The sequence below is a fragment of the Streptomyces sp. NPDC002520 genome (genome assembly GCF_053595235.1).
The window spans coordinates 441,888-463,954 of sequence record NZ_JBSFXG010000001.1 but is presented as its reverse complement, the minus strand read 5'-3'; the positions used below and the strand labels follow the sequence as shown (position 1 = coordinate 463,954).

General features: G+C 73.2%; 15 protein-coding genes. 7 read left to right on the top strand and 8 right to left on the bottom strand.

Translation table 11 applies throughout. The features are described from left to right. Positions 1–50: 50 nt before the first annotated feature. On the top strand, positions 51–632 hold the full coding sequence (locus ACWD5D_RS01830; RefSeq protein WP_451370804.1) for a TIGR04222 domain-containing membrane protein: 582 nt from the start codon (positions 51–53) through the stop codon (positions 630–632). 53 nt (positions 633–685) lie between these two features. Here the strand turns inward: ACWD5D_RS01830 and gcl are convergent, their stop codons facing one another. Then, the gene (gcl, locus tag ACWD5D_RS01825; RefSeq protein WP_451370803.1) at positions 686–2,473 is read right to left on the bottom strand and encodes a glyoxylate carboligase; all 1,788 of its coding nucleotides are present in this window, start codon (positions 2,471–2,473) and stop codon (positions 686–688) included. A gap of 195 nt (positions 2,474–2,668) precedes the next feature. Here gcl and ACWD5D_RS01820 point away from each other — a divergent pair, with 195 nt between their 5' ends. Beyond that, positions 2,669–3,361 carry a hypothetical protein gene (locus tag ACWD5D_RS01820; RefSeq protein ID WP_451370802.1) on the top strand — a complete coding sequence of 231 codons (693 nt, stop codon included), beginning with the start codon at positions 2,669–2,671 and terminating at the stop codon, positions 3,359–3,361. Positions 3,362–3,394: 33 nt separating this feature from the next. Here the strand turns inward: ACWD5D_RS01820 and ACWD5D_RS01815 are convergent, their stop codons facing one another. Next, positions 3,395–4,984 (bottom strand): AMP-binding protein, encoded by a 1,590-nt coding sequence (locus tag ACWD5D_RS01815; RefSeq protein ID WP_451370801.1) that lies wholly within the window; start codon positions 4,982–4,984, stop codon positions 3,395–3,397. After that, a complete protein-coding gene (locus ACWD5D_RS01810) occupies positions 4,981–6,654 on the bottom strand; it encodes an AMP-binding protein (RefSeq protein WP_451370800.1) in 1,674 nt (557 codons plus the stop codon). The genes ACWD5D_RS01815 and ACWD5D_RS01810 overlap by 4 nt, the downstream gene beginning before the upstream one ends. Positions 6,655–6,827: 173 nt before the next feature. Here ACWD5D_RS01810 and ACWD5D_RS01805 point away from each other — a divergent pair, with 173 nt between their 5' ends. From ACWD5D_RS01805 to ACWD5D_RS01785, 5 genes are all read left to right on the top strand, one after another. Next, positions 6,828–7,664: a response regulator transcription factor gene (locus tag ACWD5D_RS01805; protein ID WP_451370799.1), complete on the top strand. Its 837-nt coding sequence runs from the start codon at positions 6,828–6,830 to the stop codon at positions 7,662–7,664. 174 nt (positions 7,665–7,838) lie between these two features. After that, positions 7,839–10,691 (top strand): ATP-binding protein, encoded by a 2,853-nt coding sequence (locus ACWD5D_RS01800; protein ID WP_451370798.1) that lies wholly within the window; start codon positions 7,839–7,841, stop codon positions 10,689–10,691. Between the two features lie 207 nt (positions 10,692–10,898). Next, positions 10,899–11,690: a S1 family peptidase gene (locus tag ACWD5D_RS01795; protein WP_451370797.1), complete on the top strand. Its 792-nt coding sequence runs from the start codon at positions 10,899–10,901 to the stop codon at positions 11,688–11,690. 311 nt (positions 11,691–12,001) lie between these two features. Continuing rightward, positions 12,002–13,138, top strand: coding sequence for a magnesium and cobalt transport protein CorA (locus tag ACWD5D_RS01790; protein WP_451370796.1), 1,137 nt, complete (start codon positions 12,002–12,004; stop codon positions 13,136–13,138). Positions 13,139–13,168: 30 nt separating this feature from the next. Then, positions 13,169–14,011, top strand: a complete 843-nt coding sequence (locus ACWD5D_RS01785) for a patatin-like phospholipase family protein (protein WP_451370795.1) — start codon at positions 13,169–13,171, stop codon at positions 14,009–14,011. Positions 14,012–14,114: 103 nt separating this feature from the next. Here ACWD5D_RS01785 and ACWD5D_RS01780 read toward each other — a convergent pair whose 3' ends face one another. From ACWD5D_RS01780 to ACWD5D_RS01760, 5 genes are read right to left on the bottom strand one after another with little or no spacing between them, the layout of a single operon-like run. Further along, on the bottom strand, positions 14,115–15,431 hold the full coding sequence (locus ACWD5D_RS01780; RefSeq protein ID WP_451370794.1) for an ABC transporter substrate-binding protein: 1,317 nt from the start codon (positions 15,429–15,431) through the stop codon (positions 14,115–14,117). 8 nt (positions 15,432–15,439) lie between these two features. Continuing rightward, positions 15,440–16,528, bottom strand: coding sequence for a hypothetical protein (locus tag ACWD5D_RS01775; RefSeq protein WP_451370793.1), 1,089 nt, complete (start codon positions 16,526–16,528; stop codon positions 15,440–15,442). After that, a complete protein-coding gene (locus tag ACWD5D_RS01770) occupies positions 16,525–18,075 on the bottom strand; it encodes a VWA domain-containing protein (protein ID WP_451370792.1) in 1,551 nt (516 codons plus the stop codon). Before ACWD5D_RS01770 ends, ACWD5D_RS01775 begins: the two co-directional genes overlap by 4 nt. Before the next feature lie 48 nt (positions 18,076–18,123). Beyond that, positions 18,124–20,373, bottom strand: coding sequence for a tetratricopeptide repeat protein (locus ACWD5D_RS01765; RefSeq protein WP_451370791.1), 2,250 nt, complete (start codon positions 20,371–20,373; stop codon positions 18,124–18,126). Then, positions 20,370–22,061: a S1 family peptidase gene (locus ACWD5D_RS01760; RefSeq protein WP_451370790.1), complete on the bottom strand. Its 1,692-nt coding sequence runs from the start codon at positions 22,059–22,061 to the stop codon at positions 20,370–20,372. The genes ACWD5D_RS01765 and ACWD5D_RS01760 overlap by 4 nt, the downstream gene beginning before the upstream one ends. Positions 22,062–22,067: the final 6 nt, after the last annotated feature.

Sequence of the window (22,067 nt, the reverse complement as noted above, 5' to 3'; positions counted from 1 at the left end):
CGGGGCCCGTCGGCACGGGGACGGCGGGCCCCGCCCCAGGGGGGTGTGACATGGCGGGTGAGACGAACGTCCCGACGGACCCGCACGCGCTCGCCCTGCTGCGCGGGGGAGCCCGCGCAGCGGTGACGGTGGCGGTGCTGGGGCTGCATCTGCGCGGTGCGGTTCAGGCCGGACGGGCCGGCACGATGCGGACCTCGGGCCCGGCGCCACGAGGCCCACTGCCGGCCCTGGCCAGGGCGGTGCACGCCGCCCTCTACCGCCCCGCCGGGCTGCGTCAGCTGCTCGACCGGCAGGGCGTCCGCACGGCCCTGGCCGGACTGCGCGCGGAGCTCGTCGCGGCGGGCATGCTGCGCCGCACCCTCCCCGGCCCCACCCGGGCCGCCCGCCGCGCGCTCCGGCGCATGCGTTCCCGCGACCCCCTGCCCGCCCGCCGCTCCGGCCTGTCCCCCGACGACACGCTCCTGCTGGTGGCGCTCCACGGCGACAAGGCGCTGACCCTGCTGGCCCCCCGCTTCACCCGGGAGGCGGGCCTGACGGGCCGCGGCGGCACCACGGAACGGGGGCTGCCCACGTCCTGGGGCAGCGGAGGAGGAGCAGGAGGGGGCTCCGGCTGCGGGGACGTCCATGCGTGAGGGGCGGTTCCATCCCCCGGGATGGAACCGCCCCTCGTGTGCCTGTCGCCGGATCAGACCTTCAGCGGCTTGATCGAGGTCGGCGCGTGGCCGGGCTCGGTGGCCAGGTCCTCGAACTCGGAGATGTCACTGATGTCCATCGTCCGGCTCATCGAGATGTTGGTGATGCGCTCCAGGATCGCCTCGACGACGACCGGCACCCGGTACTCGGCGGCCAGCTTCTTGGCCTGCTCGAAGGCGGCGCCCAGCTGCTCCGGCTCGGTGACCCGGATCGCCTTGCAGCCAAGGCCCTCGGCGACCTTGACGTGGTCGACGCCGTAGACGCCGAGCTCCGGGGCGTTGATGTTCTCGAACTCCAGGTTGACCTGGAAGTTGATGTCCAGGCCGATCTGCGCCTGGCGGATCAGGCCCAGGTAGGCGTTGTTCACCAGGACGTGGACGTAGGGGATCCGGTGCTGGGCGGCGACCGCCAGCTCCTCGATCAGGAACTGGAAGTCGTAGTCGCCGGACAGGGCGACGACCGGGGAGTCCGGGTCGGCCTTGGCGACGCCGATCGCGGCCGGGATGGTCCAGCCGAGCGGGCCGGCCTGGCCGCAGTTGATCCAGTGACGCGGCTTGTAGACGTGCAGCATCTGCGCGCCGGCGATCTGGGAGAGGCCGATGGTGGTGACGTAGCGCGTCTCCGGGCCGAAGGCCTTGTTCATCTCCTCGTACACGCGCTGCGGCTTCATCGGCACGTTGTCGAAGTGCGTGCGGCGCAGCAGGGTGGCCTTGCGCTCCTGGGTGGAGGCGACCCAGTCGGCGCGGTCGGGCAGCCTGCCCTCGGCCTTCAGCTCCTTGGCGACCTGGACGAACAGCTCCAGCGCGGCCTTGGCGTCGGAGACGACACCGTAGTCCGGCGGGAAGATCTTGCCGATCTGGGTGGGCTCGATGTCGACGTGGACGAACTTGCGGCCCTCGCGGTAGACGTCGAGCTTGTAGCCGGTGTGGCGGTTGGCCCAGCGGTTGCCGATGCCGAGGACGAAGTCGGACTCCAGGAAGTTGGCGTTGCCGTAGCGGTGCGAGGTCTGGACGCCGACCATGCCGGCGTTCAGCTCGTGGTCGTCGGGCAGCGTGCCCCAGCCCATCAGGGTCGGGATGACCGGGGTCTGGGTCAGCTCGGCGAACTCGACCAGCAGGTCGCTCGCGTCGGCGCCGATGATGCCGCCGCCCGCGACGATGACCGGGCGCTCGGAGGCCAGCAGGAAGGAGATGGCCTTCTCGATCTGGGCACGGGTCGCGGTCGGCCTGTAGACCGGCAGCGGCTCGTACGTCTCCGGGTCGAACTCGATCTCGGTGAGCTGCACGTCGATCGGCAGGTCGATCAGGACCGGGCCGGGACGGCCGGAGCGCATCAGGTGGAAGGCCTGCTGGAAGACGCCGGGGACCTGCGCGGCCTCCAGGACGGTGACCGCCATCTTGGTGACCGGCTTCGCGATCGAGGCGATGTCGACGGCCTGGAAGTCCTCCTTGTGGATCACGCTGGTGGGCGCCTGGCCCGTGATGCACAGGATCGGGATGGAGTCGCCGATGGCCGAGTACAGGCCGGTGATCATGTCGGTGCCGGCCGGTCCCGACGTGCCGATGCAGACGCCGATGTTGCCCGGCTTGGTGCGGGTGTAACCCTCGGCCATGTGGGAGGCGCCCTCGACGTGGCGGGCGAGGGTGTGGCTGATGCCGCCACCCTCCTTGAGTGCCTTGTAGAAGGGGTTGATCGCTGCGCCCGGCACACCGAACGCGTCGGTGACGCCCTCGAGCTTGAGGATCTCAACTGCCGCTCGGGCAGCGGTCATACGAGCCATCGAGTACTCCTGCTTCGGCTGTCGGATGCGTACTCCCGTCGCGCCCCGCGGTGAGCACTTCCGTATTGCGGAAAGTAGTTTCTGCTATCTGAAAACAATGTAGGGGGGGTGGCGAAGGCCGTCAAGAGAAGGACACGGAAGGTCCGAAAGGAGCACGATGGGAGCGCTGTCCCGCCATGCCGCCCGGGAGGGGCCATGCCCGAGAGCGTGCCGGTGCGCTGTCCGGCCTGTGGGCGCGCGCACGTCTACACCGCGCCGCCGTACCCCTGCGCCTGCGGCACCCCGACCGCCCTGCGACCGGACCCGGACACCGGGCCCGCCGTGCTGCGGCACCGCAGCTGGGACGAGGACTGGGTCACCGTGCGGTGCGCCGTCTGCGGCCGCACCAACCACTGGCCGCGCCCGGAGCTGGGCTGCCCGTGCGGCACCGTCCTGCGCCTCTCGGTGACCGACGCCCCGGCGCCGCCGTCACGGACGGAACCGGCCGCCGCGAAGGCTCCCGCCACCCGGGCCGCGTTCCGGCCCGTCACCATCCGCACCGCCCGCGACGCGGTCACCGCCGCGGCTCTCTATCTGCGCTGGCTCGGCTACGGCGACATCCGCCGCACCGATGGGCGGCCCCCGTCCGGCATCGGGATCGCCGCGCACGGCCTGGTGGCCCAGGTGGACCCCACGGTGCGCCCGGCCTCGGTGCGGGACGTGGAGTGCCTGTGGCTCACGGCCATGACGGAGTCCGCGGCCTGCGCCTACTTCTCCCTGGCCGGATACGCCGAGGACGCCCGCGCGCGTGCCGACACGCTGGGCGTCCCCTTGTTCGTGCTGGACCTCACGGGCACCCCGCGGCCGGTGAACGACCCGGCCGGCGAGCTGCACGCCATGGGCGCCTGACCCGCCGGCCCCGCCGTTCGGCCCTGCCGCCGCTCAGCCCGCGTACCTCTCCCGCAGCTCCGCCTTGCGCACCTTCCCGGACACGGTCATCGGGAAGGAGTCGAGGATCTGCATCCGGGTCGGGATCTTGTAGTGCGCGAGCCGGCCCCGGCAGAAGGCCTGGAGGTCCTCCAGGGTGAGCGGGACGGTGCCGTCGTGCGGGATGACGCAGGCGAGGACCTCCTCGCCGTACGTCTCGTGCGGGACGCCGACGACCTGGACGTCCCGGATCCCCGGGTGGGCGTAGAGGAACTCCTCGACCTCGCGCGGGTAGATGTTCTCGCCACCCCGGATGATCATGTCCTTGATCCGGCCGACGATCTCGACGTACCCGTCCTCGCGCATCACCGCGAGGTCCCCGGTGTGCATCCAGCGGCCCGCGTCGACGGCCTCGGCGGTCTTCTCGGGCTCGTTCCAGTAGCCGAGCATCACGCTGTAGCCGCGGGTGCACAACTCCCCTGCCACACCGCGCGGTTGAGTCACCCCGGTCGCGGGGTCGACGACCTTGACCTCCAGGTGGGGCAGTACGCGGCCGACTGTGCCGGTGCGGTGCTCCAGGTCGTCGTCCCGGCGCGTCTGCAGGGAGACCGGGGAGGTCTCGGTCATGCCGTAGCAGATGGCGACCTCCTCCATGTGCATCTCGGCGACCACCCGCTTCATCACCTCCACCGGGCAGGGGGAGCCCGCCATGATGCCGGTGCGCAGCGACGACAGGTCGTAGGAGGCGAACTCGGGCAGGTTCAGCTCGGCGATGAACATGGTCGGGACGCCGTACAGGGACGTGCAGCGCTCCTGCTGGACCGCCTCCAGGGTGGCCCTCGGTTCGAAGGAGGGGGCCGGGATCACCATGCAGGCGCCGTGCGAGGTGGCCGCCAGGTTGCCCATGACCATGCCGAAGCAGTGGTAGAACGGCACCGGGATGCAGACCCGGTCCTGCTCCGTGTAGGCGATCAGCTCGCCCACGAAGTAGCCGTTGTTGAGGATGTTGTGGTGGGAGAGGGTGGCGCCCTTCGGGAAGCCCGTCGTGCCCGAGGTGTACTGGATGTTGATCGGGTCGTCGCAGGACAGGGGCTCATACACGGCGTCACCGGTCGCCCGGCCGAGCAGCGCCACCCAGCTCGGGTCGCCTATGTACACGACCTCGCGCAACTTCGGGCAGCTGCCCCGCACTTGCTCGACCATCGCCCGATAGTCGCTCGCCTTGTGGCTGAGCGAGGCGAACAGCAGCGAGACCCCGGCCTGGTTGAGGACGTACTCGACCTCGTGGGTGCGGTAGGCCGGATTGATGTTCACCATGATCGCGCCGATACGGGCGGTCGCGTACTGGACGAGCACCCACTCCGGGCAGTTGACCGCCCAGATGCCCACGCGGTCGCCCTTGGCAACCCCACTTGCGACCAGCGCCTGCGCCAACTCCTCGACGTCCGCCCCGAATCGGGCATACGTCCAGCGCCGCCCCGACGGCACGTCGACCAGCGCCTCGCGGTCCGGCCAGGCCGCGACAGCCCGGTCCAGGTTGGCCCCGATGGTGTCCCCGAGCAGGACGGTCTCGCTGGTCCCGTGCGTGTACGACAACTCGCTCACCGGAAGTCCTCCTCGCGGTACTCGTCGGCCGAGCCCGCGGCGGTCGCCTCGCGCAGCTCGATACGGCGGATCTTCCCGGAGACGGTCTTGGGCAGCGCGCCGAACTCCAGCCTGCGGATGCGCTTGTAGGGCGCGAGCACCTCACGGGAGTGCTCAAAGATGACCTTCGCCGTGTCGGCGCCGGGTTCCCAGCCCTCGGCGAGGACGACATACGCCTTGGGCACGGCGAGCCGCAGCTCGTCGGGCGCGGGCACGACGGCCGCCTCGGCCACCGCCTCGTGCTCCAGCAGCGCGCTCTCCAGCTCGAACGGGCTGATCTTGTAGTCGGAGGCCTTGAAGACGTCGTCCGCGCGGCCCACGTAGGTGATGTAGCCGTCCGCGTCGCGGGAGCCGATGTCGCCGGTGCGGTAGTAGCCGCCGCCCATCGCCTCCGCCGTGCGCTCGGGGTCGCCGTGGTAGCCGGTCATCAGGCCCACCGGGCGCGCGGACAGGTCGAGGGAGATCTCGCCCTCGTCGGCGCCGGGCGCGCCGGAGACCGGGTCGAGCAGTTCGACGCGGTAGCCGGGGCTGGGCCGGCCCATGGAGCCGGTCTTCAGCGGCTGGCCGGGGCTGTTGGAGACCTGGACGGCGGTCTCGGTCTGGCCGAAGCCGTCCCGGATGGTGACGCCCCAGGCCCGCCGGACCTGCTCGATGACCTCGGGGTTGAGCGGCTCGCCGGCGGCGACGACCTCGCGGGGCGGGGTGGCGAGCTGGCCGAGGTCGGCCTGGATGAGCATGCGCCACACAGTGGGCGGCGCGCAGAAGGTGGTCACCCCGGCCCGGTCCATCTCGGCCATCAGCCGGGTCGCGTCGAAGCGCGTGTAGTTGAAGAGGAACACGGTCGCCTCGGCGTTCCACGGGGCGAACAGGTTGGACCAGGCGTGCTTGGCCCAGCCGGGCGAGGAGATGTTCAGGTGCACGTCCCCGGGCTTCAGGCCGATCCAGTACATGGTGGCCAGGTGGCCGACCGGGTACGAGACGTGGGTGTGCTCGACCAGCTTGGGGCGGGCGGTCGTACCGGAGGTGAAGTACAGCATCAGCGGGTCGCCGGCCCGCGTGGGACCGTCGGGCTCGAACGCGGCCGGCGCGGTGTACGCGTCCTCGTACGGCTCCCAGCCCTCCGGGGCCGCCGCGCCGACGGCGGTCCGGGTGTAGGCGCCGGGCACGTCCGCGAACTTGGCGGCGTCCTCGGACCGGACGACCACGTGCTTCACCTGGCCCCGCTCGACCCGGTCGCGCAGGTCGGCGGGCCCGAGCAGCGGGGTGGCCGGGATGACCACGGCCCGCAGCTTCATCGCGGCCAGTGCGGTCTCCCACAGCTCGGCCTGGTTGCCGAGCATGACGAGGACGCGGTCCCCGGCTCCGACGCCCCGGGCGCGCAGATGGTTCGCGACCCGGGCCGAGCGCTCGGCCAGCTCGGCGAAGGACAGCCGGGTCTCGCCGCCGTCCTCCTCGACGATGTGCAGCGCGATCCGGTCGTTGCCGTCGGCGATCACGTCGAACCAGTCCAGCGCCCAGTTGAACTCCTCGGGCCGCGGCCAGGCGAAGCCCTCGTAGGCGGTGGCGTAGTCCTCGCGGTGTTCCAGCAGGAAATCCCGCGCACCGCGGAACAGCTCCGTCGCCGTCGTCATCAGCGTCCTCCTCGCTCGTTCCGGCCGTTCGCCCCGGTGCGCCCCGGGGGCTCACTCCCGGTTCCCGGCCATTGCCGGGCGGCTCCTTCGCATCGTCTAATCCGTGATGCGGGTCTCACTACCCCCGAACGGGGGTAGGGGCAGCGAGATAGCTGCGGCGAAGGAGCGATGAGGTGGCAGCAGAGGCCGTGACGGCGGTGGAGATTCGCGGTGCGCTGGCCCGGCTGCGGCGTACGACCGGGCTCCCGGTGGCCTTCGGCGGGCTGGTCGACGCCGGCCGGCCGCAGATCCGCATCAGCGAGCTGAGCGGAACCACCACGGCGGCCCTGCGCTCGCTCGCGGTGACCTCCGGCAACGGGCTGGGCGGCAAGGCGGTCGCGCTGGCGCGGGCGTGCGCCGTCACGGACTACTCCAGCTCCCGGCAGATCAGCCACGAGTACGACGTGCCGGTGGCGGCCGAGGGCATCCACTCGGTGCTCGCGGTGCCGGTCGTGGTGCGCCGGCGGGTGCGCGGGGTGCTGTACGGCGCGCTGCGCACGGCCCAGCCGCTCGGCGACCGCACGCTGTCGGCGGCGGTGGCGGTGGCGCGGGACGTGGAGCAGGCGCTGGTGGTGCGGGAGGAGGCGCGCGGGCTGCTGGCGGCGGCACGGCCGGCGCCGGGTCCCGGTCACCCGGGCACGGGGGCCGGCTGGGAGCAGGTGCGTGAGGCGCACGCCGCGCTGCGCGCCCTCGCGCCCCGGATAGCCGACCCGCGGCTGCGTGCCGAACTGCTCGCCGCCTGTGGGTTGTTGACGGCACCGCACACCGCCGGGGGCGCGAGCCTGGCGCCGCGCGAGCTGGACGTGCTGTCCTGGGTCGCGGCGGGCGCCACCAACGCGGTGGTGGCCGAGCGGCTGGGCCTGCGCCCGGAGACCGTGAAGGGATACCTGCGTTCGGCGATGCGGAAGCTGGGCGCGCACACACGGGGGGAGGCGGTGACCGCGGCACGCCGAGCCGGACTGCTGCCCTGACCGGACCCGCTTCCGAGGGCCCTCGGCGGCGGTAAGGAAACCTGCCCATTCATGGGACGGTGCATTGAATTTCCTCATCTTTGACTGTTTGTTATTTCCCTCACCACGACTTCCGTCCGAATTCCACGGATCGTTGCCTAGAATTTGGCCCGGACACGACACACGAGGGGAGCGGTGACCGTGCGACGGGACTTCCAGGAGCCTGCCCGATGCCGCCCCGACCTGGTCATCGGCCGCGAGGAGCTGTTCGCGGGCGCACGGGACCAACTGGCCTCCGGGGGCAGTGTGCTGCTGCACGGCCCCGCCGGAATAGGGAAATCGACCGTCCTGCGGGCATTGGCCGAGGAATACGGCGCCACGGCCCGGACCGTGTTGCGCTGCTCGGCCACCGAGTCCGAATCGCACCTGCCCTTCCTCGCCCTCGCCGACCTCCTCGGCCTGGTCCTGGACGAGGTCTCGCCCCGGCTGCCCGCCGCCCAGCGCACCGCCCTGGAGTCCGCCCTCACCGGACGCGGCGAGTCCAGCCTCCAGCGCGACGGCCTCGCCCTGCGCCTCGCGGTGCTCTCCGCGCTGCGCGCACTCGCCGCCCAGGGGCCGGTCCTCATCGTCGCCGACGATCTCCAGTGGCTCGATCCCGCCAGCGCCGAACTGCTCGGCTTCGCCGCCCGCCGCCTGGAGGGCACCCCGGTGCAACTCCTGTGCGCGGTACGCACGGAGGGGCAGGAGAGCCAGGAGTACGACCGCCATCTGCGCGCCTGCCCGCCGGACACCGTCTCCTTCCGGCTGAGCGCGCTCACCCGCGCCCAGGTGGCGCAACTGCTCGACCACCGCGGCCACGGCGCCCTGTCCCGCTCCACCGTCCGCGAGATCCACCGCACCAGCGGCGGCAACCCGCTGTTCGCCCTGGAACTCGGCCGCGCCCTCGGCGACAGCCCCACCCCGCCCCGGCCCGGCGAGCCGCTGCCGGTGCCGACCTCGCTGCGCGCCCTGGTGCTGAGCCGGCTGGACATGCTGTCGGTCGAGGCCCGCCGCACGCTGCTGGTGGCCAGCGCCGGCGCCCGTCCCACCCCGGCGCTGCTGCGCGCGGCCGGCCGGGAGAACGCCGAGGCCGAGTGCGCCCAGGCCGCCGAACTCGGGCTCCTCGCCACCGACGCGGAGGCCCCCGCCGTGCGGTTCGCGCACCCGCTCATCTCCGCCGCCCTGTACGCGGAGACACCAGCCCCGGAACGCCGGGCCGCGCACGCCGCCCTGTCGACGGCCGCCTCCGACCCCATAGAACGCGCCCGGCACCTGGCCCTGGCCACCACCGGCACCGACCCCGAGGTGGCCGCCCGGCTCGCCGAGGCCGCGACCCTCGCCCGGGACCGCGGCGCGCCGTCGGTGGCGGCGCAGCTGGGGCTGCTCGCCGCCCGGCACACCCCCGCCAACAGCCTGCCAGGACCGGAGGAGCGGCGGCTGCAGGCCGCCGAGGACGCGATCACCGCGGGCGATCTGGACCTGGCCCGGGACATCGCCCGGGAGGTGCTGACCCGGGCGACGGCGCCCGTGGAGCGGGTGCGTGCCTGGATGATCGTCATCGACACCGCGGGCCACACCATGGTCGAGGTCGACGCCCTCTTCCCGCAGGCCCTCGCCGACGCCGGTGACGACCCTCGGCTGCTGGCCCTCGTCCACTACCAGCTGGCCTGGCGCGCGCTGATCGTGGAGGGCGACTTCACCGAGGCCCGCGAGGCGGCCGCGCACGCCGCCGACCTCGCCGCGCGCGGCGCCGACCGGCGCACCGAGCTGCTCTCGCTGGCCTTCCAGGCCCAGGCGGAGACCCTGATGGGTCACCCGGAGGCGCCCCGCACCATCAAGCGCGCCCTGATGGAGCCCCAGGACCCCCGGGTGGCGTTCCATCACAACGGCGCGGGCAGCGCCCGGTTCCGCTGGCTGGTCATGGGCGACCAGCTGGCCGAGGCCCGGGCCACGATCACCGCGCTGCTGCGCGAGGTGCGCCGGCGCGGCTCCGTGGAGAGCGAGGTGCACTTCCTGCGCGCCCTCGCCGAGATCGAGCTGCACACCGGCCAGTGCGGCCGCGCCCTCGAACTGGCCCGGGACAGCCTGCGGCTGGCCCGGGACTGCGGGATCGGCAGGACCGCCTCGGCGATGCTGACCTCGCTCGCCGAGGCCTCCGGCGGCGACGTGGACCGGGCACTGGCCCTGGCCCGGGAGGCCGTGCAGCACGCCGAGGAGGACGGCGACCAGATGTACCTGTCGCGGGCGCTGGCCGCGCTCGGGTACGCCCAGTTGGTGGCCGGCGACCCGGCGGGCACGGTCCGCTCGCTGCGCCGGGTGCGCCGGCTGGAGCAGGACCTGGGCGTCACCGACCCGGCACGCGGCCGCTGGCAGGGCGACCTCGCCGAGGCGCTCGTCCGCATCGGTGAGCCGGCCGAGGCGCAGGACGTCATAGACACCAGCCGCGAGCACGCCCTCAGGCTCGGCCGGGAGAGCGTGCTCGCCGTCCTGGACCGGGCGGAGGCGCTGGTGCGCGCCGCTCACGGGGACCTGGAGGCGGCAATCGCCCAGCTGACGTCCGCTCAGGACCGGCTCGGCAAGCTCGGCTACGGCCTGGAGGAGGGCAGGGCCGCGTTCGCCCTGGCCCGGCTGCGCGTCCGCCGCCCGGAGGCGGGCCCGCGCAGGGCGACGGCGTACGACGAGGCCACCCGGCTGTTCCGGCGCTGCCGGGCGCTGCCCTGGCTGCGTCAGGTGGAGGAGGCCGTCACCGGCACCGAGCCGGCCCCCGCCCGCCCGGTGCCGGACGCCCGGGACGTCCCGGACGCCCCGGACGCACTGGCGGGGCTGGCCGCGATGGAGCGTCAGGTCGCCGCGCTGGTCATGGAGGGCGCCACCAACCGGGAGATCGCCGCCCGGCTGTTCGTCAGCGTCAAGACGGTGGAGGCGACCCTGACACGGGTCTACCGCAAGCTGGGGATCCGGTCGCGGGTGGACATCGTCCGATTGGCCGCAGGTCGCCGCGCGAAGTGACGGCACCCCCGGTTAACTGAGCGGGACCGAGGGTTTTCCCTCACGTGCCCCCCTAGGGGGTTCCCTCATTGGGAGGCGGGAGTTCCGGGTCCTAGCGTAAAGGGCGTGCCGCTCGCCCGGGCACACGGGGGTCTGTCCCGAGACCCCCGTGACGTACCTCCCGCCCGCGCGACCCCCCACCGGCAGCAACCCCCCACGAGGAGACGCATGTTCGGGCTCAGACGTGCAAGAAAGACCGCCGCGGTCATGGTGGCCACCGCCGCCGCCGCGGCGACCGCGCTGATCGCCTCCCCCACGGCGACCGCCGCACCCCGGCCCATCGTGGGCGGTACGGCCACCACCACGACGGCGTACCCGTTCGTCATGCAGCTCACGGACGCGTCCGGTAACCAGTTCTGCGGCGGCACCCTGGTGGCCGCCACGAAGGTGGTGACGGCCGCGCACTGCATGGTCGGCGAGTCGACGAGCAGTGTCCGCGTGGTCGGCGGCCGGACCTACCTGAACGGCACCGACGGTACGGTCGGCAAGGTCAGCAAGATCTGGGTCGACCCGGACTACACGGACGCCGTGAACGGCGACGACGTGGCCGTCCTGACCCTGTCGACGCCGATGCCGTACAAGCCGGCGTCCTACGTCTCCTCGTCCCAGACGGGTGTCTACACGGCCGGCACGACGGCCCGGATCCTCGGCTGGGGCACCACCTCGGAGAGCGGTGGCCCCTCCAACCAGCTGCGGACCGCGACCGTCCCGATCATGGCCGACTCCAGCTGCGGCAGTTCCTACGGTTCGGACTTCGTCCAGTCCGACATGGTTTGCGCCGGACACCGGTCCGGCGGCGTGGACACCTGCCAGGGCGACAGCGGCGGTCCCCTGCTTGTCGGGGGCGTCCTGGCAGGGATCACTTCCTGGGGCGAGGGGTGCGCGGAGGCCGGCTACCCGGGTGTCTACACCCGGCTGGCCACCTTCTCGGACCTGGTGAGCGCGCAGGTCACCTCGTGACCCGGAAGAAGACCGCCTGAGCAGCGCTCGGGCAGATACCAGGGGGGCGTTGCGGGCCTCCACGAGCGGCCCGCAACGCCCCCCTCTCCATACGTGGGGCGCTGAGCCGTCCGGGGGGCGGCTCAGCGCCGCACGACAGTGCGACACCCCTTGTCTCCGCCTCTCAGTCCCCTCTGTCCCTGCCTCTCACCGAATCTCTCACCGAACCCTGGACCGGCACCGGGTGCCCCGGAGCAGGAGGCCGCGGCTATCCTGCGCGTGTCCCGCTTCGTGATCACGCCGTACGCAGGCTCGACGGAGAGGCAGCCCCGATGCCCGAGCGTCCAGGCGGCAGGAACGGCGGCCGGAAGTCCGTCTGGCGCCGTGCCGTCACCGCGGCCCCCGCCGTCGAGACCCCGTCCGCCCCGGACCCCGCGGAGGCCGGGCCGGCGAGCGTCGTCGAGGCGGCCCTGTACCGGGACGGCGTCCGGGTCTCCTCCCCCACCACGCTCGCGGAGACCTTCCGCGAACTGCGCGAGCAGCCCTCGGGCGTGGCGTGGATCGGCCTGGCCCGGCCCACGGCGGACGAACTCCTCTCCCTGGCCGCCGAGTTCGACCTGCACCCGCTCGCGGTCGAGGACGCGATGGAGGCGCACCAGCGGCCGAAGCTGGAGCGGTACGGCGACACCCTGTTCGTGGTCCTGCGCGCCGCCCGTTATCTGGACGCGCCGGAGGAGGTCGACTTCGGCGAGCTGCACGTCTTCGTCGGCCCCGACTTCGTCATCACGGTCCGGCACGGCGCGGCCCCCGACCTGTCCGCGGTGCGGCGCCGCATGGAGGACTCCCCCGACCTGCTGGGGCTGGGCCCGGAGGCCGTCCTGTACGCGATCCTCGACGCGGTCGTGGACGGGTACGCGCCGGTCGTCGTGGGCGTGCAGAACGACATCGACGAGATCGAGACGGAGGTCTTCCGCGGCGACCCCGAGGTGTCCCGGCGCATCTACGAACTCTCCCGCGAGACGGTCGAGTTCCAGCGCGCCACCCGCCCGCTGGTCGGCATGCTGCACGGCCTGATCGCCGGGTTCGCGAAGTACGGGACCCACGAGGAGCTCCAGCGCTATCTGCGGGACGTCGCCGACCACGTCACCCACATCAGCGAGCGCGTCGACGGTTTCCGCCAGGCCCTCACCGAGATCCTCACCGTCAACGCGACCCTGGTCACCCAGCAGCAGAACGCGGAGATGCGGGCGCTGGCGGAGGCGGGCTTCGAACAGAACGAGGAGGTCAAGAAGATCTCCAGCTGGGCCGCCATCCTGTTCGCGCCCACCCTCGTCGGCACGATCTACGGCATGAACTTCGACAGCATGCCGGAACTGCACTGGGCGCTGGGCTACCCGTTCGCGATCGGCCTGATGGGCGTGGTCTGTGTGAGCCTGTACCTCGTCTTCAAGCACAAGGACTGGCTGTAGCCGGAACCGGACCGACTTCAAGGAGCTGACATGAACGGGGCGTTGGTGCTGGGCGGGGGCGGTGTGGGCGGGATCGCCTGGATCACCGGGCTGCTGACGGGGCTCGCGGACGCCGGGCGGGACGTGACCTGCGCCGGGCTGCTGGTCGGCACCTCCGCCGGGTCGTCCGTCGCGGCCCAGGTGGGCAGCGGTCTCGGCCTGGAGGAGTTGTACGCCCGGCAGGTGGACCCCGCGCTGCAGTCCGCCGAGATCATGGCCGAGATGGACCTGGAGAAGTTCGCCGAGGAGATCGGGGCGGCCCTGGGCGCCGCGGCGTCGGTGCCGGACATGCGACGCGCGGTCGGGCGGGTGGCCCTTGAGGCCCGGACCGTCCCGGAACCGGAGCGGCGCGCGGTGATCGAGTCCCGGCTGCCGTCCCACGCCTGGCCCGAGCGTGCGCTGAAGGTCGTCGCCGTGGACGCGGAGACCGGGGAACCGCGGGTCTTCGACCGGGACAGCGGTGTGCCGCTGGTCGACGCGGTCGCGGCGAGCTGCGCCGTGCCGGGGGTGTGGCCGCCGGTGACGATCGGCAGCCGCCGGTACGTCGACGGCGGTGTGCGCTCGATCGCCAACGCCGACCTGGCGGCCGGCTGCGAACGGGTGCTCGTGATCGCGCCGATGGGCACCACCGAGCCGTTCCCGAGCGAACAGCCGCTGGAGCGGACCGTCGAGGAACTGCGCGCCCAGGGTGCCGAGGTGGCGGTCGTCGTGCCCGACGACGCGTCCCTGGCGGCGATCGGCGACAACGCCCTGGACCCGGCCACCCGGCGCCCGGCCGCCGAGGCGGGGCGGGCCCAGGGCAGGGGGCTGACGCTGCCCTGGAGCCGGGGCTGAGGAGGCCGCCCACCGGCGCGCCGTGTCGATCGGTGCGCCGGAGGCCGGACGGGGCAGAGGTGCGCGTGCGGCGGAGGGCCGGTGCCGGTCCTCCGGAACGGGCTCAGGTGCCGTGGTCGCAGACGGCGGGGAGCCAGGTCAGGCCTTCCGCGCCAGACAGTTTGTCGAGGTTGGTCAGGAGGGCTTTCAGGTGTGCTTCGCCGGGGTCGGCGAAGTAGTCGATGGTGGCCTGGGTGAAGGCGTCGCGGACCGAGGGCGGCATGGCGTCGGAGGCGTCGAAGCAGTGGACCGTGCCGGGGTCGAGGAGGGTGGCGGCCAGCTCGTGGTGCCAGGCCGGGGCCGACCTGGGGGATGTGGGCTGCGCCTTCGCGGCGACGGTGAAGCCTTTCCCCTGCGTGCTCCAGGTCCGCTGGGCCTCCTCGGAGGCCAGGTAGCGGATGAGGTCCTCGGCGGGTGAGGTGTCGTTCAGCAGCGCGACCAGGTCGCCGGACACCTCCCAACCTCTCGGAGTGCCGGCACCGGGGATCAGCTTCGCCGAGGGCACGTAGCGGCCGTCCTCTCTCTGCCAGGAAAGTCGGCTGCGGATGTACGACGCCTGGTGTTCCAGCGTGCACTCGTTCTTCGCGACGAACTCGGACGCGTCCCCGTACCCGGTCGTGAGTGCCCGCCGCACGAGGTCCTCGCGCTGGTCGTCCCTCGCCAGACTCACCCAGGTCCGCCAGGCCCGCCGCACGTCCCCGGAGTCCCACGGTTGCAGGCCGCGTGCCCACTTCTGGTAGACGTCGGGGCCGCTCTGCTGGAGCAGGATGTCCTCGATCCAGTCGGTGCCGGGCCAGCCGCTGGTGGCGTCGGAGCCCAGGCCCAGACACCAGTTGCCCGGCTGCTTCGCGGCCTGCACGCTCTCCTGCTCGCTCATGCGCCCGGGGTACCAGACGATGCTCTTGAGGTCGGCCTTGAGCGGGAACCAGTACACCTTGTCCTGCGCCTTGTCCTGCAGCGGCATGGCCCAGAACTCGCTGAAGTCGCCTGGCGACAGGATGTCGCCGAGCGGCTTGAGCTGCTTGCGCTGCGCGTAGGCGGCGAGTTCGCCGGGGCCGGTCAGCACCACGACGTCGGGCGGCGTCCCGGTCTCGACGTCGGCGCTGAGCACCTGGCTCTCGGCGGAGCTGCCCTGGTAGTCGACGTGGACGTGGTACTCGCGCTCGAAGGGGGCGAGGACCGACTTCCGGAAGCTCACCTCGTCGTCGCCGCTCCAGTTGGCCAGCAGGGTGACGGTCGGCTCGTGCCCGAGGAATCGTGCGCTCGCCACGATGCCCGCCGCCAGCACGGCCATGCAGATCGCCACCACCATGACGGTGCGGACCAGACGGCGGGAGGGCCGGCGCCGGGTGGCGGGGGCGGCCGGCGCGGAGCCGCTCACGGGGGCGCTCACCAGGGCCTGAACCGGTAGTCGTTGATGTGCCGCCGCAGTCCTCGCTCGGCCAGCCACATGAGCAGGACACCTCCTATCAGGATCCATACCGAGGCCGCCGCGCGGAAACCCGTGTGCTCCAGGTCCGAGGCGGTGTCGTGCCGCGCGGTGATGATGTCCGCCCCGGTCAGCGCACCGTCGAGCCGGCCGGACGTGCCGGCCATCCCCCGGTGCGTCGTCCACGTGAACCAGGCGAGGAGCACGAAACCGGCCACCGTCAGGGCGAGGGCGGCCAGGATGCGCCAGTTGTACTTGCGCCGGAAACGGCGACGCAGGAAGAGCTGGGTCTCGGTCAGGGCCACCGCCAGCACGAGGAGCAACAGCCCGGTCACGCTCCAGCCGACCCACAGCAACCAGCCGAAGCCGGCCTGACGCTTCATCACGGACTGCTGTGCCTTCTGCAGTTTTCGCAGGCGGGGCTCGATGCCGGAGTCCGTCGCGGTCAGCATGCTGTCGGCGTAGCTCAGATAGGCCCCGCGCAACAGGCTGCCCTCGGGCTCCACTTGGGCTTTCTGCACCATGCCGGTGTATCCGGTGATCAGTCCGGAGACCGTCTGCAGGGCCTGCCGGCCCGCCGCGCCGCCCACGCCGTCGGTGGCGGCCACGGTGAGGCTCTGCGTGGCCACCGACACATGTGTCTGGAACTCGCTGATGGACGGGGTCGGACCGGTGGCGGCCTGTTGCGCCTCGTCGAGCGCGTACAGCGCGGTGTCGAGGGCGATGACGGCGGGCGCGCTGGAGGTGCGCAGCGGGTTGGCGTCGCCGTGGACGCCCTCGTAGGAGAGGAACAGCGACAGGGTCAGCAGCGCCGACAGCGCCAGCAGCAGGCGGCGGCGCACCGACAGGTCGTGGGCGGTGGTACTGCCCCCGTCCGCCGGGCGCCGGCCGGCGCCGAGCAGGCGGCCGGGGAACCGGGGCAGGGCGACCGGGTCGCGGGGACCGGTGGCCGCGCGCCCGCGCGCGGGCGTGCGCGAGTCCGTGGGCCGGGCGGGCCGTGAGTCCGTGCCCACCCGCGCCTCGGCGTCCGCGCCGGTCTCGGCGCTCACGCGGAGCCTCTCAGCAGCCGTCCGCACGTTCCGCCGCAGTACACGGAGTCGGCGGGGCCGATCCATCGGCAGCCGGGGCACTCCACGAGGTCGTCGGGGCCGGGGGCGTCGGTGCCCGGTGGGGGCGAGGGATCGGCGGCGGGCGGGTCGGCGCTGGGTTGCCGGGGCGCGGTGGTCATGGCGCTGGAGAGGATGAGGTGCTGCCAGTCGACGTCCTTGAGAGGCGTGCGGACGTGCCCGCCGCGCTCGGGGTCCTCGATCCGGCGCAGCGCGCCGAGGAGGTTCGTGTCGCCCAGTTCCGCGGCCAGTTCCAGCGCCCGGGCGAGTTCGCGGTCCGCCGCCGCGCTGCCGTCCGCGCCGCGCACCCAGGCCCGGTAGGCGCGGGCCACGGCGGCGCCCGCCTGCTGGTACTGCTCGTGCCGGTGGACCCCGGGGTGCCGCCGGGAGGCGTCGAGCGGGTTGTCGGTCCAGCGCACCAGGACGGGCTTCGGGGCGGGCAGCCGTACCGTGCGGCCGAAGTCGGGTACGACCACTTCGACGGCCGCGAGCTGGAGCTCCTCGCCGATCTCGCGGCCGGTCGGGTCGGCGGCGAGGACGACCTGGAAGTGCCGGGTCTCCTCGCCCCACGCGCGGGTGACGTACTCGGCGCCCCGCCCGCCCGACTCGCCGCCGGTGGCGAGGAGTTCCTGCTCGCTGGGCACGACCTGCTTGACCTGGCGGATCACCGTGCCCATGGTCGGGGTGATCCGGATGCGCAGTTCGGGAACGGCGGTGCCGAGCAGTCCGTTCATCAACTCCTCGTATGCGGCGGTGAGTTCGGATTCCTCGCGGACCGCGCCTGCCCGGCCGTGCAGGCGCCGGGTGATGTCCAGCAGCAGGTCGGCGTCCCAGTCGTCGCCGATGCCCCAGGCGTCGCAGACGAACCGGCCCTCGCAGGCGTCCAGGACGGTGTCCAGGCGGGTGGGGGCGGCGGTGCGGTGGTCGTGCTCGTTGCGTCCGTCGGTGAGCAGCAGGACGTGTTTGACGGGCGCCGGCTGTTCCTTGAGCAGCCGGCGGGCCAGGTCGAGCCAGGTGCCGATGGCGGTGCCGCCGTCCGCGTCCAGGATCCGTACGGCCCGTTCGGCCGCCTCGCGCTCGGCGGGCCCGGCGACGGCCATCACGGCGCGGCCGGCGCCGGGGTGGACGACGGTGGCCTCGAACCGGCCGGAGAGCACGGCGAAGGCGGTGCTCTCCGGCAGGAGCCGGATCGCGGCGACGGTGGCGTCCTTGGCGGCGTGCAGTTTGGCGTCCGGGTGGAGCATGGACCGGGAGGTGTCGACGATCAGCACCTCGGCCAGGGCGGGCCCGGTTCCGTGGCCGGCCCCGCCGGCGGACCGCGGGCCGTCGCCGGTCCTGACCCCGATCTCCAGGATGGCGTGCATCTCCCGGTCGCGTGGTTGCCCGGCTGCGTCGGGTGCGGCGGACAACTCCGTGTTCTGGCCGACATCGAGGGTCACCTCGACGTCCTCGGCTCTCTCGGCGCGCTCGGCACTCTCGGCCACGCTCATGGCCGCGTCCCCCTCGCTTCCGTGTGGGCTCATGTGGTGTCGCAGGTCTCAGAAGTTGGTCAACGGCCGCACGGCGTGGGCCAGATCGAGCAGCCGACCGTGTTCGCCGGCGGTGCGGGCCTGTGCGGCCAGGTTCCGGAAGGACTGTTCCAGCAGTTCGCCCAGCCCGTCCTGGTCGCCCTCGCCGAACAGGTCACCGGTCGGGAAGTCGGGGCCCCAGCCCTGCGCGGGCCGGCTGTCCCGGACGTTCTCCCGGACCTCCGCGACCAGCCGGGCCCGTGACTCGCCGTCGGCGGCGCCGCCGTCCAGGCGCAGCTCGGGCAGCCGCCGGTCCGCGTCCCGCAGGTCGGCCACGGACGGCGGGCGGCCGTGCAGGACGCCGGCCCGGATACGGACGGCGGCGATACGGGCGGCGTCGTAGTGGCGGGAGGTGGAGGGGACGTCGTCGAGGACGCGTACGGCCGCGTCCCGGTCGCCGCCCGCGAGGTGACCGCGGGCGAGGCCGAACGCGGCGGCGGTGTGGGCGAAGCCGCGCGCCCACACGGCCTCGTAGAACCGCATCGCGCGGGCCGTGCGCCCCTCGCCGTCGCGTTCGGCGCAGTAGCCGAGGGCGAGCTTGGGGACGTACTCGCCGGGCAGCGCCCGGTAGACGGCCTCGAAGCAGCTGCCGGCCTGCCGTACCTCGTCCTGGCTCAGGTGGAGGACGCCGAGGTGCCAGGCGATGCGCCAGTCGTGGGCGGCGGCGCGTTCGCCGAGCTGGGTCCCGGCCTCGGCCAGCCAGCTCCTGGCCTCGTCCTGCCGGCCCTGCCGCAGATAGGCGCGGCACAGCCACAGGGCGGTCTCGGGGGTGCCGAGGCGGGACTCGCGGGGCCACTGCTCGGCGACCCGGTCCGGGGTGTCGGGCGGGAGGGTGTGCAGCAGCAGGGCGGCGCGGTCGTCGGGGTCGGGAACGGGTTCGGGGAGGGCGCCGGCGACCTCGGCGGCGGTGGGCGGGGAGACGTCCAGTCCGGTGGGCCGCTCACCGGGGCGGGCGGTCCACCGGTGCAGGGCCGGGATGGCGCCGAGTCCGGCGTCCAGGCTGGCCTCGGTGGCCCGGAACCGGGTGGAGCTCTCGGGCAGCTGCTCGCCGAACTGGAGCGAGCGGAACTCGCGCAGGACTTCCCAGAGCTGGCGGGACATCTCGGCGGCGGAGTGGAACCGGGCGCGGGGTTCGGCGTGCGTGGCGCGGTCGACCAGGCGGCGGAAGGAGTCGGAGGAGAGGCCCCGGGCCGGCTCGGCGCTCCGGAACAGGGACTGGAGGGTCATGCCGACGGTGTAGAGGTCGCTGTCGACGTGCCAGCCGCGGCTGTCGATCTCCTTCTTGGGCGGGGCGAACGGCGCGGTGTACACGGGGTCGGAGTCGTGGTCGCCGATCGTGCGGACCGCGCCGAGGTCGATGACCTTGATCGCCCGCCCGAAGTGGATGACGTTGGCGGGCTTCATGTCGCAGTAGAGCAGCCCGCGTTCGTGCATGTACTGGAGGGCGCCGAGGATCTTGCAGCCGTAGGTGAGGACGTGGTCGAGGCGGGGGCGGCCCTGGAAGATCCGCTCCGCGTCGTCGGCGTCGAAGAGCTGCTGCAGGGAGCGGCCGTCGATGTAGTCCATGACCAGGTAGCCGTCCGGGTAGCGGCCGGCGACCGGGTGTTCGGCGAAGGTGATGATGCGGACGATGTCGGGGTGGTGCAGGTCGGTCAGGGAGCGGCGTTCCTCGACGGCGTTGCGGCGTGCGGCGGCGTCGTTGACGTCGATCAGCCCCTTGAGGACGACCCGGTAGCCGTCGGCACGGGTGTCCTCGGCGAGGTGGATCAGGCCGAGGCCGCCACGTGCCAGGAGGCCGCGGACCCGGTAGTGGTCGGCGACGACGTCGCCGGGTTTCAGAAAGGAGTAGGGGGTGCCGCAGCGGGGGCAGCGGCCGTCGGAGCGCGCTTTCTGACCGCCGTAGCCGACCCCGATGGTCATGGTGCAGCCGTTCGCGCCGCAGCGGCGGCCCCCGGACGGTGGCCCCTCGTCCTCGGCGAGGCCGCCCTCGGGGGCGGGGACGTCGGGGAGCCGGACCAGTCCGTGTTCGTCGAGGTCGCCGACACCGGCGACGGCGTGCACGGGCGGCGGGGCGGGAGGCTCCTCGGTGCCGGTGCCGGGCGGCGGGAGCCGCCCCGAGAGGGGTTCGCCGAGCGGGTCGTGGTGGCGGTGCCCGCAGGTGTCGCAGTAGCCGGTGGCCATGATGTGGCCCGCACAGCCGGGCCGGACGCACGAGGTCACGAGGCGCCCTCCTTTCCGGGTGCCGTGCCGGAGCAGAATCCGATGAACCGCCCGGCGGCGTCCTCGGCCCGGTCGACGTCGCAGGGGGTCTGCCGCAGCAGCGACAGGGCGCTCTCGTACAGCTGGTAGGCCTCGACGACGCGCTCGCCCTGCTGGGCCGCCCGCTCCTTGCACAGCGGCCATTCGGCGGCGACACGGCCGAGGAGTTCGTCGCGGCGGCGCAGTCGGGCGGCCAGGGATCCGATGGCCTGTTCCAGGCGCTGCCGGCGGCGGTCGGCGGCGTCCTCGAAGGTGAACAGCATGTCGGCGCGGCGGGGTTCGCGCTCCTGGTCGGGGCTGTGGACCACCCAGGCGTGCAGCATCCGGGAGCGCCGTACGCCGGACTCCGCCTGGTCCAGCAACCCGAGGGTGTCGGCGTCGGGCAGCACACGGTCGCGGAGCTCGTCGAGCTGTGGCCCCAACTCGTCGACGATGTTGTCGAGTTCGTGGCGCAGCCGGCTCCAGCGGTCGCGCAGCGGACGCCGGACGAAGGTTTCGGCGGCCTGGTCGGCGCGTCCCCCGCGGCGGCGGAAGATCAGGAGCAGCCGCGCCCCCTGCCGGGCCAGCCGGTCCAGCAGGCCGAGGAGGGCGTCGGGGTCGGCGGCCTGGTCGACGCCGACGAGGACGGCGGAGAGCGGCACGCGCAGGGCGCCGAGGCGTTCGGGCCGGGGGTCGTCACCGATGCCGAGCCGTTCGGCGATACGGTCCATGATCTGAGTGACCGTCATGTCCCTGGCTTCGAGGGCGAGATCGAGTCCGCCGGCCGGCGGGACGGTCTCGGGCGGGCCCTGTCCGTAGGTGCTGGTGTTGTGCGCGGTGCGCAGCTCCCGGTCGGCCAGGGTGATCGCCCGCTCCAGGGTCCAGGCGCGGCTGCCGCGGGCGGGGACGTGGGTGACGAGGACCGGCCAGCCCTCGCCCCTGAACCAGGAGGCGAGTTCGGTGGCGAGGGGCAGGTCCAGCCGTCCCGGGCCGCCCGTCGCGCCGCCGCGCAGCTTGGGGTCGACGGCCTCGGCGCCGTCGGTCCAGGCGGCCACCTGCGGCAGATGGCTCAGGATGGTCTCGGTCGGACTCATGTGGCTGAAGACGGAGCCCTCGCCCACGTCGGCGCTGAGGACGATGCCGATGACCCGGTCGGTGTCGTGGTCGACGACCACACCCCCGCTGAAGCCGGGGACGACCAGTTCGTCCCGGCTGGTGGGACGCAACTGCACCTGGCTGTCCCGGCCGCGGGCGGCGACCAGGGTGGCCTCGAACCAGCGGCCGCCGAACCAGCCCTCCGGGAAGCCGCACATGCTCACGGGCCCGTGCGGGGCGGCGAGCCGGTGGAGCCGTGTACCGTGCCCGTCGGGCCGGGGCTCGGCGAGCCTGAGCAGCGCCAGGTCGCCGACGGGGTCGCCGTAGGAGTCCACCTGCTGCGGCACATGGTCCGCCGGGTCGACGGTGGCCTGTGCGCCCCGTCCGTCACCCGCGCCGACGAAGTGGACGACGTAGGGCGTGCCGGGACTGACCACGTGGGCGGCGGTGAGCACCCGGTCGCGGCCGAGCAGCACCCCGGCACCGACCACCCGCCCGCCGGGTTCCTCGATGCGGGCGATCCAGGGCGGCATCCGTAACCACGGGATGACGGCTCGCTCCCCCGTGCGCGTCATGTCAAC

Bases quoted from the DNA above. Each gene is read 5' to 3' on its own strand.
- ACWD5D_RS01830 (WP_451370804.1), top strand. From the start codon at position 51: ATGGCGGGTGAGACGAACGTCCCGACGGACCCGCACGCGCTCGCCCTG.
- gcl (WP_451370803.1), bottom strand. From the start codon at position 2,473: ATGGCTCGTATGACCGCTGCCCGAGCGGCAGTTGAGATCCTCAAGCTC.
- ACWD5D_RS01820 (WP_451370802.1), top strand. From the start codon at position 2,669: ATGCCCGAGAGCGTGCCGGTGCGCTGTCCGGCCTGTGGGCGCGCGCAC.
- ACWD5D_RS01810 (WP_451370800.1), bottom strand. From the start codon at position 6,654: ATGACGACGGCGACGGAGCTGTTCCGCGGTGCGCGGGATTTCCTGCTG.
- ACWD5D_RS01795 (WP_451370797.1), top strand. From the start codon at position 10,899: ATGTTCGGGCTCAGACGTGCAAGAAAGACCGCCGCGGTCATGGTGGCC.
- ACWD5D_RS01790 (WP_451370796.1), top strand. From the start codon at position 12,002: ATGCCCGAGCGTCCAGGCGGCAGGAACGGCGGCCGGAAGTCCGTCTGG.
- ACWD5D_RS01785 (WP_451370795.1), top strand. From the start codon at position 13,169: ATGAACGGGGCGTTGGTGCTGGGCGGGGGCGGTGTGGGCGGGATCGCC.
- ACWD5D_RS01770 (WP_451370792.1), bottom strand. From the start codon at position 18,075: ATGAGCGTGGCCGAGAGTGCCGAGCGCGCCGAGAGAGCCGAGGACGTC.
- ACWD5D_RS01760 (WP_451370790.1), bottom strand. From the start codon at position 22,061: ATGACGCGCACGGGGGAGCGAGCCGTCATCCCGTGGTTACGGATGCCG.